Origin of the sequence: Streptomyces atriruber (genome assembly GCF_001418325.1) — a bacterium.
In the GTDB taxonomy this organism is placed as follows: Bacteria; Actinomycetota; Actinomycetes; order Streptomycetales; family Streptomycetaceae; genus Streptomyces; species Streptomyces atriruber.
Genome location: NZ_LIPN01000168.1, coordinates 1 through 18,520 on the forward strand (window position 1 = coordinate 1; position 18,520 = coordinate 18,520).

18 protein-coding genes are annotated in these 18,520 nt (G+C 69.4%); 9 read left to right on the plus strand and 9 right to left on the minus strand.

Going from position 1 to position 18,520, the window contains the following annotated elements:
- Nucleotides 1–62: 62 nt before the first annotated feature.
- The 3 genes from AOK03_RS19135 to AOK03_RS19150 form a co-directional block, all read right to left on the minus strand.
- Entirely contained in the window at nt 63–236 is a 174-nt protein-coding gene (locus AOK03_RS19135) for a DUF397 domain-containing protein (RefSeq protein WP_055566518.1), read from the minus strand.
- A gap of 3 nt (nt 237–239) precedes the next feature.
- Entirely contained in the window at nt 240–794 is a 555-nt protein-coding gene (locus AOK03_RS44100) for a DUF5753 domain-containing protein (protein WP_244177665.1), read from the minus strand.
- A 119-nt stretch (nt 795–913) separates the two neighbouring features.
- Nucleotides 914–3,196, minus strand: coding sequence for a (Fe-S)-binding protein (locus AOK03_RS19150; RefSeq protein WP_055566521.1), 2,283 nt, complete (start codon nt 3,194–3,196; stop codon nt 914–916).
- Nucleotides 3,197–3,558: 362 nt separating this feature from the next.
- Between AOK03_RS19150 and dnaK the strand changes: the two genes are divergently transcribed.
- From dnaK to AOK03_RS19175, 5 genes are all read left to right on the plus strand, one after another.
- Complete coding sequence (gene dnaK, locus AOK03_RS19155) at nt 3,559–5,424, plus strand: molecular chaperone DnaK (protein ID WP_055566522.1); 1,866 nt, start codon at nt 3,559–3,561, stop codon at nt 5,422–5,424.
- Nucleotides 5,424–6,125, plus strand: a complete 702-nt coding sequence (gene grpE / locus AOK03_RS19160) for a nucleotide exchange factor GrpE (RefSeq protein ID WP_055566523.1) — start codon at nt 5,424–5,426, stop codon at nt 6,123–6,125. The genes dnaK and grpE overlap by 1 nt, the downstream gene beginning before the upstream one ends.
- 33 nt (nt 6,126–6,158) lie before the next feature.
- Complete coding sequence (dnaJ, locus tag AOK03_RS19165; protein ID WP_055566524.1) at nt 6,159–7,349, plus strand: molecular chaperone DnaJ; 1,191 nt, start codon at nt 6,159–6,161, stop codon at nt 7,347–7,349.
- 4 nt (nt 7,350–7,353) lie between these two features.
- A complete protein-coding gene (locus tag AOK03_RS19170; RefSeq protein WP_055566525.1) occupies nt 7,354–7,809 on the plus strand; it encodes a heat shock protein transcriptional repressor HspR in 456 nt (151 codons plus the stop codon).
- A gap of 97 nt (nt 7,810–7,906) precedes the next feature.
- The gene (locus AOK03_RS19175; RefSeq protein ID WP_055566526.1) at nt 7,907–8,422 is read left to right on the plus strand and encodes a hypothetical protein; all 516 of its coding nucleotides are present in this window, start codon (nt 7,907–7,909) and stop codon (nt 8,420–8,422) included.
- Nucleotides 8,423–8,441: 19 nt separating this feature from the next.
- On the opposite strand, the gene AOK03_RS19180 is transcribed toward AOK03_RS19175, so the two are convergent.
- From AOK03_RS19180 to AOK03_RS19195, 4 genes are all read right to left on the minus strand, one after another.
- Nucleotides 8,442–9,416 carry a helix-turn-helix transcriptional regulator gene (locus AOK03_RS19180; protein ID WP_055566527.1) on the minus strand — a complete coding sequence of 325 codons (975 nt, stop codon included), beginning with the start codon at nt 9,414–9,416 and terminating at the stop codon, nt 8,442–8,444.
- Nucleotides 9,417–9,516: 100 nt separating this feature from the next.
- Entirely contained in the window at nt 9,517–10,491 is a 975-nt protein-coding gene (locus AOK03_RS19185; protein ID WP_055566528.1) for a helix-turn-helix transcriptional regulator, read from the minus strand.
- A gap of 39 nt (nt 10,492–10,530) precedes the next feature.
- Entirely contained in the window at nt 10,531–11,511 is a 981-nt protein-coding gene (locus AOK03_RS19190) for a helix-turn-helix transcriptional regulator (protein ID WP_055566529.1), read from the minus strand.
- A complete protein-coding gene (locus AOK03_RS19195; RefSeq protein WP_079074825.1) occupies nt 11,508–12,497 on the minus strand; it encodes a helix-turn-helix transcriptional regulator in 990 nt (329 codons plus the stop codon). Before AOK03_RS19195 ends, AOK03_RS19190 begins: the two co-directional genes overlap by 4 nt.
- 131 nt (nt 12,498–12,628) lie before the next feature.
- Here AOK03_RS19195 and AOK03_RS41000 point away from each other — a divergent pair, with 131 nt between their 5' ends.
- Both AOK03_RS41000 and AOK03_RS19200 read left to right on the plus strand, forming a co-directional pair.
- A complete protein-coding gene (locus tag AOK03_RS41000) occupies nt 12,629–12,916 on the plus strand; it encodes a hypothetical protein (RefSeq protein WP_157868998.1) in 288 nt (95 codons plus the stop codon).
- Nucleotides 12,913–13,269: a Rieske (2Fe-2S) protein gene (locus tag AOK03_RS19200; protein WP_079074827.1), complete on the plus strand. Its 357-nt coding sequence runs from the start codon at nt 12,913–12,915 to the stop codon at nt 13,267–13,269. Before AOK03_RS41000 ends, AOK03_RS19200 begins: the two co-directional genes overlap by 4 nt.
- 113 nt (nt 13,270–13,382) lie before the next feature.
- Here the strand turns inward: AOK03_RS19200 and AOK03_RS19205 are convergent, their stop codons facing one another.
- The gene (locus tag AOK03_RS19205; protein WP_055566532.1) at nt 13,383–13,817 is read right to left on the minus strand and encodes a pyridoxamine 5'-phosphate oxidase family protein; all 435 of its coding nucleotides are present in this window, start codon (nt 13,815–13,817) and stop codon (nt 13,383–13,385) included.
- Between the two features lie 179 nt (nt 13,818–13,996).
- Between AOK03_RS19205 and clpB the strand changes: the two genes are divergently transcribed.
- Complete coding sequence (gene clpB / locus AOK03_RS19210) at nt 13,997–16,621, plus strand: ATP-dependent chaperone ClpB (RefSeq protein WP_055566533.1); 2,625 nt, start codon at nt 13,997–13,999, stop codon at nt 16,619–16,621.
- 220 nt (nt 16,622–16,841) lie between these two features.
- The gene (locus AOK03_RS19215; RefSeq protein WP_055566534.1) at nt 16,842–17,390 is read left to right on the plus strand and encodes a YbjN domain-containing protein; all 549 of its coding nucleotides are present in this window, start codon (nt 16,842–16,844) and stop codon (nt 17,388–17,390) included.
- 87 nt (nt 17,391–17,477) lie between these two features.
- Here the strand turns inward: AOK03_RS19215 and AOK03_RS19220 are convergent.
- A partial coding sequence (locus AOK03_RS19220) for a pyridoxal phosphate-dependent aminotransferase (RefSeq protein WP_055566535.1) occupies nt 17,478–18,520 on the minus strand: 1,043 nt, incomplete at its 5' end.

The window sequence follows — 18,520 nt, forward strand, 5'->3', positions numbered from 1 at the left end:
CCATCAAAGTCGCCGCCCCACCGAAGTCGCCGCCCTGCCGGAGCCCGAACCGTGGCGCCCACTCACGGAGTCACCAGCTCCCTGAGGAGGGCAGCGAGGGCTTGAGGGGCGAGGGTGAGTATGTGGTCGGGGTCGTCGCTCTCGCGGAGGAGCAGGTTGCTTTCGTCGCGGGCGAGCTCGATGCACTCGTTGCCGTCACCGCCTCCGGAGAACGAGGATTTCTGCCAATCTGGCACAGCTCAGAACTCCTTCAGCAAGGGGTGGATCAGCTCCTGCGAGGGGCCGGGCGCGAGGGCCATTCCCTCCACCTCACGGAAGAGTGTTCGCATGGACATGAGTTGGGCTTCGGCATCAATAAAGGATGAGCCGTACGGTGCGTCCCGCTGAACGGTGTCCAGGGCGGCTACGGGGCCGCCTGCGTAGAAGAGCGTGGTTCCCGCACCCGCGAACCCGTCGACGTCGAAAGGCACCACGCGCACGGTGACGTTCGGCATCTCTGACTTGCGAAGGATTGCGCTTGGTTGGGTACGGCTGACGTCACGGTCGGCGACGCGGGTCTGCAACACGCTTTCGTGCAGGACGGCGATGTACGGCGCCGGCGCCTCTCGTTCGAGTACTGCCGCACGGCGTAGTCGGTGTTCCACTCGTGGGGTCAGCTCGCTGTCCGGGAGCTCGGGGCGCCAGAAGGCGAAGACCGCTCGGGCGTAGTCAGCGGTCTGGAGCAGGGCGGGAACTTGCGCGGTACCGATGACGTGCCTGGAGTGTGCGTGATGCTCCAGCTCGGCCAGGTCCAGGAATGCCGGGGGAGGCTCGTGTGGTGCGAGCTGACGGGGGCCGCGGCCGCCTGAACGAGGAAGACCCCGCCCCCTCCGCGAGGAGGGAACGGGGTCTTCGGAACGCTGCGCCTCGGCGGCTACTTCGCCGGCTCGGGCTCCGGCTCGTCCGCGGACTCCGTCTCGTCCGCCGGGTCGACCGGCGTCTTCACGGAGTCGAGCAGGAGCTGCGCGACGTCCACGACCTGGAGGGACTCCTTGGCCTGGCCGTCGTTCTTCTTGCCGTTGACCGAGTCGGTCAGCATGACGAGGCAGAACGGGCACGCGGTGGAGACGATGTCGGGGTTGAGGGACAGCGCCTCGTCGACCCGCTCCGTGTTGATGCGCTTGCCGATCCGCTCCTCCATCCACATGCGCGCGCCACCCGCGCCACAGCAGAAGCCGCGCTCCTTGTGGCGGTGCATCTCCTCGTTGCGCAGCCCGGGGACCTTGCCGATGATCTCGCGCGGAGGCGTGTAGATCTTGTTGTGGCGGCCCAGGTAGCACGGGTCGTGGTACGTGATCAGACCCTCCACCGGCGTCACCGGGATCAGCTTGCCCTCGTCGATGAGGTGCTGGAGCAGCTGCGTGTGGTGGATGACCTCGTAGTCGCCGCCGAGCTGCGGGTACTCGTTGCCGAGCGTGTTGAGGCAGTGCGGGCAGGTGGCGACGATCTTCTTCGCCGTCTTCGGCTTCTTCGTCGACTCGTCCACGTTGCCGTCGTCGTCGAAGGACTCACCGAACGCCATGTTCAGCGTGGCGACGTTCTCCTGGCCGAGCTGCTGGAACAGCGGCTCGTTGCCGAGGCGGCGGGCGGAGTCACCGGTGCACTTCTCGTCGCCGCCCATGATCGCGAACTTCACGCCCGCGATGTGGAGCAGCTCGGCGAAGGCCTTCGTCGTCTTCTTGGCGCGGTCTTCGAGGGCACCCGCACAGCCGACCCAGTAGAGGTACTCGACCTCGGTGAGGTCCTCGATGTCCTTGCCGACGACCGGCACCTCGAAGTCGACTTCCTTCGTCCACTCCAGGCGCTGCTTCTTGGCGAGGCCCCAGGGGTTGCCCTTCTTCTCCAGGTTCTTGAGCATCGTGCCCGCCTCGGACGGGAACGCGCTCTCGATCATCACCTGGTAGCGGCGCATGTCGACGATGTGGTCGATGTGCTCGATGTCGACCGGGCACTGCTCGACACAGGCGCCGCAGGTGGTGCAGGACCACAGGACGTCCGGGTCGATGACGCCGTTCTCTTCGTGCGTGCCGATGAGCGGGCGCTCGGCCTCCGCGAGGGCCGCGGCGGGCACGTCCTTGAGCTGCTCCTCGGTCGCCTTCTCCTCGCCCTCCATCGTCTTGCCGCCGCCGGCGAGCAGGTAGGGCGCCTTGGCGTGCGCGTGGTCGCGCAGCGACATGATCAGGAGCTTGGGGGAGAGCGGCTTGCCGGTGTTCCAGGCCGGGCACTGCGACTGGCAGCGGCCGCACTCGGTGCAGGTGGAGAAGTCGAGGATGCCCTTCCAGCTGAACTGCTCGACCTGGGAGACGCCGAAGACGTCGTCCTCGCCCGGGTCCTCCCAGTCGATCGGCTTGCCGCCGGACGTCATGGGCTGCAGCTCGCCGAGGGCCGTCCCGCCGTCCGCCTCGCGCTTGAACCAGATGTTCGGGAAGGCCAGGAAGCGGTGCCAGGCCACGCCCATGTTGGTGTTCAGGCTGACCACGATCATCCAGATGAAGGAGGTCGCGATCTTCAGACCGGCGAAGAAGTACGTGAGGTTCTGGAGGGTGGAGAGGTCCATCCCCCCGAACCAGGAGACGAACGGGTACGAGATGAAGAACGAGGCCTCGTAGCCGTCGACGTGGTGCTGGGCTCCTTCGAGGGCGTGCAGCGTGAAGATGCAGACGCCGACGATGAGGATGACGGTCTCGACGAAGTACGCCTGGCCGGTCTTGGAGCCCGCGAAGCGGGACTTGCGGCCCGGCTTGTCGGGGCGGTTCAGCTGCCGGATGACGATCAGCGTGAGGATGCCGAGCACGGTCATCGTGCCGATGAACTCGACGAACATGTTGTACGGCGCCCAGTCGCCGATGATCGGCAGCATCCAGTCGGCCTGGAAGAGCTGGCCGATGGCGTTGACGATCGTCAGCAGCAGCGAGAAGAAGCCCACCGCCACGAACCAGTGCGCGAAGCCGACGATGCCCCACCTGTTCATGCGCGTGTGGCCGAGGAACTCCTTGACCACGGTGACGGTGCGCTGGAAGGGGTTGTCGGTCCTGAGCCCGGCGGGCACGGGCTGTCCGAGCCGCACGAACTTGTAGATCTGCACGATGGCACGGCCGAACAGCGCGACGCCGACCGCGATTAGGACCAGCGACACGATGATCGCGGCGAGTTGCATTTGGGGGCTCCTCGGGCCTGCGAGGCGAACTATTACTAAGCGGTAACTTATGCAGTCCGTCTGAGACTACCCACTTACTCCGCCGCACTGTAGCCAGCAAGGCGGTGATCTGCGTCGCTCAGGCAACCCTTCGCGGTGTCCGCCTGTCGCCGGGGTGGCGCGCCCCGTCAGGGGCGCGGGGAACTGCGCGACAAGCCACGAAGCGCCCGCAGAGTCAGACGCCACCCCCGGTAGGGGCTCCTACCTGCGCGTAAGTGCGGGATAAGAGTTGAGTCCCCTCGACTCACATCTGTTGACGCCGGCGCAGCGCTCATGCATCCTTGAGTCAGATCCACTCAAGAAGTACATCTGGAGGAACCGAAATGGCACGTGCGGTCGGCATCGACCTGGGCACGACTAACTCCGTCGTCAGCGTTCTCGAAGGCGGCGAGCCCACCGTCATCACCAACGCCGAAGGCGCCAGGACCACGCCGTCCGTCGTCGCTTTCGCGAAGAACGGCGAGGTGCTCGTCGGCGAGGTCGCCAAGCGCCAGGCGGTCACGAACGTCGACAGGACCATCCGGTCGGTCAAGCGCCACATGGGCACCGACTGGAAGGTGGACATCGACGACAAGGGGTTCAACCCCCAGCAGATCTCGGCGTTCATCCTGCAGAAGCTGAAGCGCGACGCCGAGTCGTACCTGGGCGAGAAGGTCGCGGACGCGGTCATCACCGTCCCGGCGTACTTCAACGACTCCGAGCGCCAGGCCACCAAGGAGGCCGGTGAGATCGCGGGTCTGAACGTCCTGCGCATCGTCAACGAGCCCACCGCCGCCGCCCTGGCCTACGGCCTCGACAAGGACGACCAGACCATCCTGGTCTTCGACCTCGGTGGCGGCACCTTCGACGTCTCGCTCCTGGAGATCGGCGACGGCGTCGTCGAGGTGAAGGCCACGAACGGCGACAACCACCTCGGTGGCGACGACTGGGACCAGCGCGTCGTCGACTACCTGGTCAAGCAGTTCAACAACGGCCACGGCGTGGACCTGGGCAAGGACAAGATGGCGCTCCAGCGCCTGCGCGAGGCGGCCGAGAAGGCCAAGATCGAGCTGTCCTCCTCCACGGAGACCACGATCAACCTGCCGTACATCACGGCGTCCGCCGAGGGCCCGCTGCACCTGGACGAGAAGCTCACGCGCGCCCAGTTCCAGCAGCTCACGTCCGACCTGCTGGAGCGCTGCAAGACGCCGTTCCACAACGTCATCAAGGACGCGGGCATCCAGCTCTCCGAGATCGACCACGTCGTTCTCGTCGGTGGCTCCACCCGCATGCCCGCCGTCGCCGAGCTCGTCAAGGAGCTCACCGGCGGCAAGGACGCCAACAAGGGTGTGAACCCGGACGAGGTCGTCGCCATCGGCGCCTCGCTCCAGGCCGGTGTCCTCAAGGGTGAGGTCAAGGACGTCCTGCTCCTCGACGTGACCCCGCTGTCCCTCGGCATCGAGACCAAGGGCGGCATCATGACGAAGCTCATCGAGCGCAACACGACCATCCCGACCAAGCGGTCGGAGATCTTCACGACGGCCGAGGACAACCAGCCGTCGGTCCAGATCCAGGTCTACCAGGGCGAGCGCGAGATCGCGGCGTACAACAAGAAGCTCGGCATGTTCGAGCTCACGGGCCTGCCGCCGGCCCCGCGCGGCGTCCCGCAGATCGAGGTCTCCTTCGACATCGACGCCAACGGCATCATGCACGTGACCGCGAAGGACCTGGGCACGGGCAAGGAGCAGAAGATGACCGTCACCGGTGGCTCCTCGCTGCCGAAGGACGAGGTCAACCGGATGCGCGAAGAGGCCGAGAAGTACGCGGACGAGGACCACGCCCGCCGCGAGGCCGCCGAGTCCCGCAACCAGGGCGAGCAGCTCGTCTACCAGACCGAGAAGTTCCTCAAGGACAACGAGGAAAAGGTCCCCGGTGACGTGAAGACCGAGGTCGAGGAAGCCGTCAACGAGCTGAAGGAAAAGCTCAAGGGCGAGGACACGGCCGAGATCCGCACCGCCACCGAGAAGGTCGCCGCCGTCTCGCAGAAGCTGGGCCAGGCCATGTACGCCGACGCCCAGGGCGCGCAGGCCGCGGGCGGTCCCGAGGGCGCTGCCCCCGGTGCCGAGCAGCCCAAGGAGGACGACGGCGTCGTCGACGCCGAGATCGTCGACGACGAGAAGCCCGGTGACGCGAAGGGCGGCGCCGCCTGATGACCGAGGAGACCCCGGGCTTCGGCGAGAACGCCGAGAAGCCCGACGTCCCCTCCGGCGCCACCCCTGATGACGCGGCGCCGAAGGCCGCCGAGCCCTCCACCGAGGAGGGCGCGGCGGCCCCGGCCGGGGACGCAGCAGCGAGCAAGACGTCCGCACAGGATGTCGGCCTGACCGCCCAGCTGGACCAGGTGCGCACCGCGCTCAACGAGCGCACCGCGGACCTCCAGCGGCTCCAGGCCGAGTACCAGAACTACCGCCGTCGGGTGGAGCGGGACAAGGTGACGGTGAAGGAGATCGCCGCGGCGAACCTCCTCTCCGAGCTCCTCCCCACCCTCGACGACATCGGCCGCGCGCGGGAGCACGGCGAGCTGGTCGGCGGCTTCAAGTCGGTCGCCGAGTCGATGGAGACGGTCGTCGCCAAGCTGGGGCTGCAGCAGTTCGGCAAGGAGGGCGAGCCCTTCGACCCGACGATCCACGAAGCCCTGATGCACAGCTACGCACCGGACGTCACCGAGACGACCTGCGTCGCGATCCTGCAGCCGGGGTACCGCATCGGCGAGCGCACCATCCGCCCCGCGCGGGTGGCCGTCGCCGAGCCGCAGCCCGGCGCGCAGACGGTCAAGGGCGAGGAGTCGGCGGACTCCGCCCCGGACGCGGCCGCGGACGAGAAGGAGACCGGTGGCCCGGACGAGGGCTGACGGTCACGACATGAGTGAGGAGGGACGTCGGGGATGAGCACCAAGGACTTCATCGAGAAGGACTACTACAAGGTCCTCGGCGTCCCCAAGGACGCCACCGAAGCCGAGATCAAGAAGGCGTACCGGAAGCTCGCACGCGAGAACCACCCGGACGCCAACACCGGCAACACCAAGGCGGAGGAGCGCTTCAAGGAGATCTCCGAGGCGAACGACGTCCTCGGCGACCCCAAGAAGCGCAAGGAGTACGACGAAGCGCGTGCTCTCTTCGGCAACGGCGGATTCCGGCAGGGTCCCGGAGGCGGCGGCGGTTCGTTCAACTTCGACCTGGGCGACCTCTTCGGAGGCAACGCCCCGGGTGGCGGTGGAGCGGCCGGCGGCGGCTTCGGGGGCGGCCTCGGTGACGTCTTCGGGGGCCTGTTCAACCGGGGCGGAGGCCCCGGCGGGGGTACGCGTACCCAGCCCAGGCGAGGCCAGGACATCGAGTCCGAGGTCACGCTGAGCTTCACGGAGGCGGTGGACGGCGCGACGGTGCCGCTCCGCATGTCCTCCCAGGCGCCCTGCAAGGCGTGCTCCGGCACCGGCGACAAGAACGGCACGCCGCGCGTGTGCCCGACCTGCGTCGGCACGGGGCAGGTCTCGCGGGGCGGCGGCGGAGGGTTCTCCCTCACCGACCCGTGCATGGACTGCAAGGGGCGCGGGCTGATCGCCCAGAACCCCTGCGACGTCTGCAAGGGCTCGGGCCGCGCCAAGTCGTCGCGCACGATGCAGGTGCGGATTCCGGCAGGCGTCAGCGACGGCCAGCGGATCAGGCTGCGCGGCAAGGGAAGTCCTGGTGAACAGGGCGGCCCGGCCGGTGACCTGTACGTGGTCGTGCACGTCGACGCCCACCCGGTCTTCGGCCGCAAGGGCGACAACCTCACGGTCACCGTCCCGGTGACGTACCCCGAGGCGACGCTCGGCGGCGAGGTGAAGGTGCCCACCCTGGGCGGCCCGCCCGTCACCCTGAAACTGCCCGCGGGCACGCCGAACGGTCGTACCATGCGGGCCCGGGGCAAGGGCGCGGTCCGCAAGGACGGCACCCGGGGCGACCTGCTCGTGACGGTGGAGGTGTCGGTTCCGACCTCCCTGTCGGAGTCGGCGAAGGAAGCCCTGGAGTCCTACCGCAAGGCGACTGCGGGCGACGACCCGCGGGCAGAACTGTTCCAGGCCGCGAAGGGAGCGTGACCCCATGGACAGGGTCGGCCGTCGTCGTAATCCGTACCAGTTGACCGACGAGACGCCGGTGTACGTCATCTCGGTGGCAGCCCAGCTGAGCGGTCTGCATCCGCAGACCCTGCGGCAGTACGACCGCCTCGGCCTGGTCTCCCCGGACCGCACCGCGGGCCGCGGCCGACGCTATTCCGCCCGCGACATCGAGCTGCTGCGCACCGTCCAGCAGCTGTCGCAGGAAGAGGGCATCAACCTCGCCGGGATCAAACGCATCATCGAGCTGGAGAACCAGGTCACCGCGTTGCAGTCCCGTGTCGCGGAGCTCTCCGCGGCCGTGGACGGCGCCGCCGCCGCGATGCAGCAGCGCGAAGCGGCGGTGCACGCCTCGTACCGCCGCGACCTCGTCCCCTACCAGGACGTGCAGCAGACCAGCGCGCTGGTGGTGTGGCGGCCGAAGAGGTCGCCGGAGCAGTAGGTTTCGTACCCTGATACAGGGCCGGGAGGTGACAACCTCCCGGCCCTGTGTCGCTGTACAGGGGTGGGCCCGTGGCCCACGGGGAGGGGAGCCGTTCATGGCCATGGTGGGGCTGTTCTGGATCGCCGAGGGCGATGTGTACGTGGGCGCGAAGCCGGCCGGGCTCGCGCCCGGGGTGCGGCTGACCCCGGAGGGCGTGCTGGCCCTCGGCGACAAGCAGTCCGGCATGTGGCCCTGGGAGGACGTCCACGCGCTGACGATCGACGACGTGCCGGTGAAGTCCCTGAAGCGGCACGTGGGCGCGGCGGTCGACATGGTGCTCTCGGTGGGCCTCGGCGGCGGCGAGGAAGCCCCGACGATGACGGTCCGCCTGGCGGACGAGACGGGCGACGAAACGCCGCTGACGGCGTACACCGCGGCGGCCGTCGGCTACTCCCGCACGGAGTACGACCTCTCCCGCGACCTCCTCGCCCGCCTCACGGAGGGCGCGGGCTCGCTCCTCACCACCCTGACCGCGATGTCGGACTGGGGCCGCCGCCACGAGGGCGGGTCGCCCCGGGCGGCGGAGCGGGAGGCGCTGTTGCGGGAGTGGGTGGCGGCGGCGGGGGTGTGAGAGGGGCGCGCCCGGCCGGTCAGGGCCGGTCGAGGATTCCCGACCGGCCGATGAGGTAGCCGAGCTGGGCGCGGCTGCCGCTGCCGAGGGTGGCGGCGAGCTTGGCGATGTGAACGCGCGCGGTGCGTACGTTCATGCCGAGGCGGTCGGCGATCTCGGCGTCGGTGAGGCCCTCGACCAGGAGGCCCGCGATGGCGTGCTGACGGGTGGTGATGCCGTTCTCGGCCGGTTGGGGTGCCGCCTGCGGCCACATGGGGGTGGCCAGGCTCCACAGGCGCCAGAAGGTGGTCGCGAAGTACTCGACGAGGGCGGGGTGGCGGAGCTCCAGGGCGATGCTGCGGTCTTTGCTGGCGGGGATGAAGGCCACGGTCCGGTCGAAGACGAAGAGGCGCTCGGTGACCTCGTCGAGGGTGCGTGCCTCGGTGTCTCCGTCGAGCTGTTCGAAGTAGGCGAGCACGGGCAGAGAATGGCGCGTTGTGTGCTGGTAAAGGGTCCGCATGCGACAGCCGCGGGTGAGGATCGCCTGGTCCCGGGGGAAGACTTCGGCCAACGTCTCGGGCGGCCGGGTGCCGCCGGGCTGGACGGCGAGGAACTCCTCGGTCGCCTCGTTCATGGCGCGGTCGATGGCCGAGTTGATGCGGGCGATGCCGTCCAGGACGGTGATGGACGGGGTGTCGTCGGGGCCGGAGCCGAGGCGCGGGGCGAGGGCGGCGAACGGTTCGAAGGCGGTGTTGAGCCGCAGCTCACGGCGGTGCGGCGGTTCGGCGCGGTCCTCCATGGACCGGAGCAGGCGGGGCAGTGCCAGCGCGGAAGCTGTGGGGTGCAGCCACCGCGGGTCGTCGCGGCCCGGCTGCAGGAGACCCAGGTCGACGAGGCAGGGAGCCGGTTCCGCGGCACCGTTGTCGATCCGGCCCTCGCGCAGGGCGCGGGCGTAGACGGAAAGTCCTGTCTCACAGAGTTCTTCGACGGTGTGCGGTAAGTGCTTCGTGGCCATGCGAGCCCCCTCCTGCCTGGTTGAAGCGTCGCGATTCTATGCAGGCTGAGAGAGACCGGGCCGGATGCCGTAGCTGAAGTGACTGCTTCTGGTCGGGGGCTCAGCGCCCCTGATCGAGGATTCCGGACTGGCCGATGAGGTAGCCGAGTTGGGCCCGGCTGTTGCTGCCGAGGGTGGCGGCGAGTTTCGCGATGTGGACGCGCGCGGTGCGTACGTTCATGCCGAGGCGGTCGGCTATTTCGGCATCGGTGAGGCCTTCGACGAGGAGTTCCGCGATGGCGTGCTGGCGGCTGGTGATGCCCGTCTCCGCCGGTTGGGGCGCGGCCTGCGGCCACATGGGGGTGGCCAGGCGCCACAGCCGCCAGAAGGTGGTCGCGAAGTACTCGACGAGGGCGGGATGGCGGAGCTCCAGGGCGATGGCGGCGTCCTTGCTCGCCGGGATGAAGGCCACGGCCCGGTCGAAGACGAAGAGGCTCTCGGTGACCTCGTCCAGGGTGCGGGCCTGGATGTCGCCGTCGAGCTGTTCGTAGTGGGCGAGCGTGGGGAGGGAGTTGCGGGTCGTGTGCACGCGGAGCTTCCGCAGCCGGGCGCCGCGGGACAGGATCTCCTGCTCACGGGCGTCGATCCGCTCCTGCGTCTCCGGCGGCTGGACGCCGCCCGGCTGGATGACGAGCACTTCCTGGCCCGCCTCGGCGATGGCCTGCTCGATGGCCGCCTCGATCCGGGGCATGCCCTGCAGGACCCTGATGGCTGAGGTCTCCCCGGCGGGCGTGGCGACACCGTCGAGCCCGAGGAAGGACTCGAACACCGCGGTGAGGTTCGCGTCGCGGCGGCGGTGCCGGGCGACCCGCTCCTCGATGGTGCGCAGGAGCCGGGGCAGGGCCACGGCCGGGGCGGTCGGGTGCAGCCACCGCATGTCGTCGGGGCCGGGGTGGAGCAGACCGAAGTCGATGAGGCAGGGCGCCGCTTCGGCGTCGATGCTGCGGACCCCGCCTTCGCGCAGGGCGCGGGCGTAGACGGCCGCCCCCGGTTCGCAGAGGTTCTCCACTCCGTGCGGTATGTGCTCCACGGGCACGCTGCGCTCCCTACCGGGTTGGTTGAAGGGCCGGTGATTCTATGCGCAGTCGTCTCGGATCAGCATTCCGGACTGCCCGATGAGGTAGCCGAGTTGGGCGCGGCTGTTGCTGCCGAGGGTGGCGGCGAGCTTGGCGATGTGGACACGGGCGGTACGGATGTTCATGCCGAGGCGGTCGGCTATGTCGGCGTCGGTGAGGCCTTCGACGAGGAGGCCCGCGATGGCGTGCTGGCGGGTGGTGATGCCGTTGTCCGACGGGAGTTGGGCCGTCTGCGGGAACATCGGGGTGGCCAGACGCCAGAGGCGCTCGAAGATCGTGACGAGGTACTCGACGAGGGCCGGGTGCCGGAGTTCGAGGGCCATGCTGCGGTCCTTGTTCGCCGGGATGAACGCCACGGTCCGGTCGAAGATGAAGAGCCGCTCGGTCACCTCGTCCAGGGTGCGGACCTCCGCGTCCCCCCGCAGCCGTTCGTAGTAGGCGAGGACGGGCAGCGAGTGGCGGCTCGTGTGCTGGTAGAGGGTCCGCATGCGGCCACCGCGGGTGAGCAGGCCCTGCGCGTGCGCGTGCGACTGTGCGAGTGCCTCGGCGAGCCGGACGCCGCCCGGCTGGATGACGAGCGACTCCCGGCTAGAGGAGCCGAGCGCGTCGGCGACGGCCTGCTGGATGCGCGGGAAGCCGTTCAGGACGGTGACGGACGGGTCCGGGTCAGGGGTCCGGCCGCCGCGTGCGATGGCCATCAGCGGTTCGAACCGCGCGGCCAGGCGGATCTCGCGGTGCAGCTCGTCGACGATGTCTTCCTGGACGGCCGCGCGGAGGCGGGGCAGGGCGACGGCGGGCGGGGTGGGACGGAGCCGGTCCGGGGCGTCCGGGTCAGGGTGCAGCAGTCCGAAGCCGAGCAGGCAGGGCGCCTGTCCGGCGTCCGCGCGCGGCACGTGGGTCTCGCGCAGGGCGCGCGCGTACAGCTCCGAACCCGCCTCGCACAGCTCGTCGGGGCCGTGGGAGTGGGGTTCGGGGGTCACTTCGGGCGGTCCTGGTCGAGGATCCCCGACTGGGCGATGAGATACCCGAGCTGGGCGCGGCTGCCGCTGCCGAGGGCGGCGGCGATCTTGGCGATGTGGGCGCGGCAGGTCCGGACGTTCATCCCCAGGCGCCGGGCTATCGCCTCGTCGACGTGGCCCTCCACGAGGAGTTTGGCTATGGAGCGCTGGACGCCGGTGATCCCGTCGGTCGGGGGGTCGTAGGGCGCCTCGTCGAGGAGTGGGGAGGCGCGGCGCCAGAGCTGTTCGAAGACCTTTGCCAGATACCCGACGAGTCCGCTGTGGCGCAGTTCCAGGGCTACTTGGCGATCGTCCTGCGCGGGGATGAAGGCGACGGACCGGTCGAAGATCATCAGCCGTTCTATGAGCTCTTCGAGCGTGCGCACCTCCACCTTGCCTTGCCTCATGTACTCGGCATAGGCGATGGTGCCCTGGCTGTGCCGGGCGGTGTGCTGGTAGAGGGTGCGCATGGTGATGCCGCGCTCGATGATGCCCTGGCTCCGCTGGACGGCTTCGGTGAGAACGGCCTCGCTCCGGCCACCACCCGGCTGGACCGTGAGGATTTCGGACTGGCACTCGGCCGTGGCGGTGTCGATGGCCGCGTTGATCCGGGTGGCGCCCTCCAGGACGGTGATGGCGTGGTCGGCCGGCCGGTCCAAAGCACTGATGGCCATGAATGGCTCAAAGGCATCGGTCAGTTCGATTGCGAGCGACCTGCGCTGCAAGATCTCCCGCTCGATGGGATGGAGGCGCTGCGCGAGCACGGCGGTGGGCGAAGCCGGCCGCAGCCACTCGGCGTCTTCCGGGTCCGGGTGCAGGAGCGCGAACTCCATCAGGCAGGGAGCGGCTTCCGCTTCGCTGCGGCGGACCCGCCCGGAGTGCAGGGCGCTGGCGTAAAGACGCTTGCCGTCGGCGCATAGTTCAACCACGGAGTGCGGATGTGTCCCGATTGTGCTTTTTGTTGTCATGCGTCCACCCCCCAGGGTCCTGAACGTGCAGGAACATGATGCATCTCTTCTGTGGTGTTCGGATGGCTGAATGAGCCATCGTCTTGGAAGGCCGGGGGAGAGTCGCGATGGAAGTGAGGACGAAGCCCGCTATGTGCAAGGGAAAGCTTCGCTCGGTACTTGTCGGTACCTTCTCCGTTGGGTTGGCCATCAGTGCGTTCAGTGGCCTTGGTCTGGGCTCAGGAACCGAGAATGCGGATGCGGCCGCCTCCGAGCCGGGGGCGGTGACGCAGGACATCGTCTGGTCCTCCCCGAAGAACGGGGACATTGTCTGGACCTCGGAGTCGAAGGCGGTCTCGAAGGACGACATCGTCTGGGGCGCCAAGTCGGCTGAAAGCAGTGCAGCGCCTTCTGTGGCAGAGGGGGTACTTGCAGCATGAGCACCCCTCCTGACGACCGCACCTTCCGCCGGGAAATGGCCACCGCCTATCGATCCGGATGGCACTTCATCGACCTTGTGACCGCGATCCCCCACCGCGGCGACTCGTTGATGGTGACCTTGCTCGGTGAGCCGATCGTCGTCACCCGTGACGACGAGGAGGAGATAAGGGCCTACCGGTGCCTGCGAAGGCCCAGAGGAGCTCCGCAGCCCGTGCGGTGCGCGATTCGGTACGGGATGGTCTTCGTCAATCTCGACCGGCGCGACCACCAGATGGTCGGGCAGCAGGAGCAGCAGGACCCGGACGCCGTGAGCGTCCCGGACAACATCACAGCCACCCCCCGCAGTGCCTGACGCGATTCCCCCGTCGTTGTAAATCGCGCAGGTACTTCCCCCAGCAGCGGCGCCACCGTGGACCTGAACACGGTGGCGCCGCTGTGGTGTGTCACGGGGCGGCGCCGGGGTGCTCAAGTCTTGCCCAGTGCCTTCGTCAGCCTGATCTCGATCAGGACCCGGTCCGGGTTCGGGGACGGGCGGCGCTCGTAGCGCTCCTCGTAGCGGCGTTCCGCTTCCGCTATCTCCGCCGGATCCGTCCGTATCTCCGCGATTCCCTCCAGCGTCGCCCAGCGCCGGCCCTCGAACTGGCAGACCGCCACCCGCGCCCCGGGCCCCTCCGTGCCCGTCGCCGCCAGGATGTGGACGACCTTGCGGCTCGTCTTGCGGGCCAGGATCCGGGCGACCTGCGCCTCCGGGTCGTACGTGACGCCGACCGGCACCACGTGCGGCGTGCCGTCCGGGCGCAGGGTCGTCAACGTGCAGACGCGCCGTTCGCGCCAGAAGCTGAGGTAGGGCTCGGGAGGATCGGACAGGTCGACGGTCCGGCTCGCGGTCGTGGGTGCCATGGGTACGGAACATAGCCGCCCGGACTTCCCGCTCCTCTCTTGAGTGGAATAGACTCAACTTTGTGCACGTTGAGTAAGTCAGTGTTGGCGGGGGACCCGTGGTGCGGAGCCGCGGTGGGAACCCGTCGGCCCCGTAACCCGTGACAGTGGTTGGACCCCTGTAAGGAGGAGAAACGCACGTGGACGCCGAGCTGACCAACAGGAGCCGGGACGCGATCAACGCGGCCACCAGCCGTGCAGTCAAGGACGGTCACCCCGATCTGACCCCCGCGCATCTGCTGCTCGCGCTGCTGGAGGGACAGGACAACGAGAACATCGTCGACCTGCTCGCGGCGGTCGACGCCGACCAGGCCGCCGTGCGCGCGGACACCGAGCGCGCGCTGGCCGCGCTGCCCAGCGTGACGGGGTCCACCGTCGCGCCCCCGCAGCCCGACCGCGAGCTGCTGGCCGTCGTCGCGGACGCGGGCAAGCGCGCCAAGGAGCTCGGCGACGACTATCTGTCGACCGAGCACCTGCTCATCGGCATCGCGGCCAAGGGCGGCAAGGCGGGTGACGTACTCACCGAGCACGGAGCCGGCAGCAGGAAGCTGCTGGACGCATTCGAGAAGACCAGGGGAGGGCGCCGGGTGACGACACCCGACCCCGAGGGCCAGTACAAGGCCTTGGAGAAGTTCGGCACCGATTTCACCGCCGCGGCCCGCGAGGGCAGGCTCGACCCCGTCATCGGGCGGGATCAGGAGATCCGGCGCGTGGTGCAGGTGCTGTCGCGGCGTACGAAGAACAACCCCGTGCTCATCGGCGAGCCCGGCGTCGGCAAGACCGCCGTCGTCGAGGGCCTGGCCCAGCGCATCGTGAAGGGGGACGTTCCCGAGTCGCTGAAGAACAAGCGGCTCGTCTCGCTCGACCTGGGCGCCATGGTCGCCGGTGCGAAGTACCGCGGCGAGTTCGAGGAACGCCTCAAGACCGTCCTCTCCGAGATCAAGGAGAGCGACGGACAGATCATCACCTTCATCGACGAGCTGCACACCGTCGTGGGAGCGGGCGCCGGCGGCGACTCCGCCATGGACGCGGGCAACATGCTCAAGCCCATGCTCGCCCGCGGCGAGCTGCGGATGGTCGGCGCGACCACGCTCGACGAGTACCGCGAGCGGATCGAGAAGGACCCGGCCCTGGAGCGCCGCTTCCAGCAGGTCCTCGTCGCCGAGCCGAGCGTCGAGGACTCCATCGCGATCCTCCGCGGGCTCAAGGGGCGGTACGAGGCCCACCACAAGGTCCAGATCGCCGACAGCGCGCTCGTCGCGGCCGCGACGCTCTCCGACCGGTACATCACCTCCCGCTTCCTGCCCGACAAGGCCATCGACCTCGTCGACGAGGCCGCGTCCCGGCTCCGCATGGAGATCGACTCCTCGCCCGTGGAGATCGACGAGCTGCAGCGTGCCGTCGACCGCCTGCGGATGGAGGAGCTGGCCCTCAGCAAGGAGACGGACCCCGCGAGCAAGCAGCGTCTGGAGAAGCTGCGGCGCGACCTGGCCGACAAGGAGGAGGAGCTGCGCGGCCTCACCGCCCGCTGGGAGAAGGAGAAGCAGTCCCTCAACCGCGTCGGTGAGCTGAAGGAGAAGCTCGACGAGCTGCGCGGCCAGGCCGAGCGCGCCCAGCGCGACGGCGACTTCGACACCGCCAGCAAGCTGCTGTACGGCGAGATCCCCGACCTGGAGCGCGACCTCGAAGCCGCCTCCGAGGCCGAGGAGGAGGCCGCCGCCCAGGCCAAGGACACCATGGTCAAGGAGGAGGTCGGGCCGGACGACATCGCCGACGTGGTGGGCGCCTGGACCGGGATCCCCGCCGGGCGGCTCCTGGAGGGCGAGACGCAGAAGCTGCTGCGCATGGAGGACGAGCTCGGCAAGCGGCTCATCGGGCAGGGCGAGGCCGTGCGGGCCGTCTCCGACGCGGTGCGGCGCACGCGCGCCGGGATCGCCGACCCCGACCGTCCCACGGGTTCCTTCCTCTTCCTCGGTCCGACCGGTGTCGGCAAGACCGAGCTCGCGAAGGCCCTCGCGGACTTCCTCTTCGACGACGAGCGGGCGATGGTCCGCATCGACATGAGCGAGTACGGCGAGAAGCACAGCGTCGCGCGGCTCGTCGGCGCCCCGCCCGGGTACGTCGGGTACGAGGAGGGCGGCCAGCTCACCGAGGCGGTCCGGCGGCGGCCGTACAGCGTCGTGCTGCTCGACGAGGTCGAGAAGGCGCACCCGGAGGTCTTCGACGTCCTGCTCCAGGTGCTCGACGACGGGCGGCTGACCGACGGGCAGGGGCGGACGGTCGACTTCCGCAACACCATCCTGATCCTCACGTCCAACCTCGGCAGCCAGTACCTCGTGGAGCCGCTGACGAGCGAGGAGGAGAAGAAGCAGCAGGTCCTGGAGGTCGTACGAGCCTCCTTCAAGCCGGAGTTCCTCAACCGGCTCGACGACCTCGTCGTCTTCTCCGCGCTCACCAGGGACGAGCTGGCGCACATCGCCGAGCTGCAGATCAACCGCCTCGCCAAGCGGCTCGCGGACCGGCGGCTCACGCTGGACGTCACGCCCGAGGCGCTGACCTGGCTGGCGGACGAGGGCAACGACCCGGCGTACGGGGCGCGGCCGCTGCGGCGCCTCATCCAGACGTCGATCGGCGACCGGCTCGCGAGGGAGATCCTCGCGGGCGAGGTGAAGGACGGCGACACGGTTCGCGTCGACCGCTTCGAGAACGGCTTGATCGTCGGCCCGGCGACGGGCGCCCCCACGGGGACGGGCAAGTCGCTGTAGCGGCATCCCGTCTGCCCGGGGCGCTCGGTGCCCGTCCGCGGGCAGTGGTCCGTCCTCGCGCAGTTCCCCGCGCCCCTCAGGGGCGCGGGGAACTGCGCGACCAGCCCAGGCCTGTCCGCGGTCGGCGGACGGCAGAAATCCGGTAGTCGAGGGGCCGGGCTTGCCCCGGGGGCCCCACCCTGAGAGAGGATGGGCCCATCCATACGAAGGGACAAAGTACGTGAGCATCGACCCGTCCTCGATTCCGAATTTCGGGGGCCAGCCCGAACCGCAGCAGGGCGCAGGACCGGCGGGCCCCGTCGTCCCCGACCAGGACCTGGTCAAGCAGCTCCTGGACCAGATGGAGCTCAAGCACGTCGTCGACGACGAGGGAGACCTCGCGGCGCCGTGGGAGGAGTTCCGTACGTACTTCATGTTCCGTGGCGAGGGCGACCAGCAGGTCTTCTCGGTGCGGACGTTCTATGACCGGCCGCACCAGATCGAGGAGAAGCAGCAGCTTCTCGAGTCGATCGACGACTGGAACCGCCGGACGCTGTGGCCCAAGGTCTACAGCCACACGCACGACGACGGCACGGTCCGCCTCATCGGCGAGGCCCAGATGCTGATCGGCACCGGCGTCTCGCTGGAGCACTTCGTCTCGTCGACCGTCAGCTGGGTGCGCGCCGCGATCGAGTTCGACCGCTGGCTCGTCGAGCAGCTGGGCCTGGAGTCCGAGGTCGACTCCGCCGAGGGCGAGACCACCGAGAAGCCCGGCGACGACGAGGCCTGAGGGTCCGTACGCGCGAAAGAGCCCGGCGGGAGCGGACGTGTCCGCTCCCGCCGGGCTCTCGGCGTTCCGGTCGCGCCGCCGGGGACGTCAGCCCGCCAGCGACTTGAGGCGGGTCACCGCCTCCTCCAGGACGGACGTCCGCTTGCAGAAGGCGAACCGCACGAAGGGCGCGCCCGCGTCCCGGTGGTCGTAGAAGACGGCGTTCGGGATGGCGACGACACCGGCCCGCTCCGGCAGGGCGCGGCAGAAGGCGAAGCCGTCGCGTTCCCCGAGCGGGGTGATGTCGGTCGTGACGAAGTACGTGCCCGCCGGGCGGTAGACGTCGAAGCCCGCCGCCGTCAGGCCCTCGCTCAGCAGGTCCCGCTTGGCCCGCAGGTCCGCGCGGACGTCGTCGAAGTAGGAGGCGGGCAGGGCGAGCGCCTCGGCCACCGCGTACTGGAAGGGGCCCGAGGAGACGTAGGTGAGGAACTGCTTGGCCGAGCGGACCGCCGAGACCAGCTCCGGCGACGCCGTGACCCAGCCGACCTTCCAGCCGGTGAACGAGAACGTCTTGCCCGCCGAGCCGATGCTGACCGTGCGCTCGCGCATGCCGGGGAAGGAGGCGAGCGGGATGTGCTCGGCGTCGTCGAAGACGAGGTGTTCGTAGACCTCGTCGGTGACGACCAGCAGGTCGCGCTCGACGGCGAGCCGCGCGATCTCGGTGAGCTCGGCGCGGGTCAGGACGGTGCCGGTCGGGTTGTGCGGGGTGTTCAGGAGGAGCAGCCGGGTGCGGTCGGTGACCGCGTCGCGCAGCTCGTCCAGGTCCAGGCGGAAGCGGCCCTCGTCGGGGCGCAGGGTGACGGGGACCCGGGTGCCGCCCGCGAGGGCGATCGAGGCGGCGTAGGAGTCGTAGTAGGGCTCCAGCGCGATGACCTCGTCGCCCGGCTCGACGAGGGCGAGCAGCGACGCCGCGATGGCCTCGGTGGCGCCCGCCGTCACGAGGACCTCGCGGTCGGGGTCGTACGAAAGGGCGTAGCGCGCGAGCTGGTGCCCGGCGATCGCCGTGCGGAGCTCCGGGACGCCGGGGCCCGGCGGGTACTGGTTGCCGCGCCCGTCGCGCAGCGCCCGCACCGCGGCCTCCCGCACGGCCT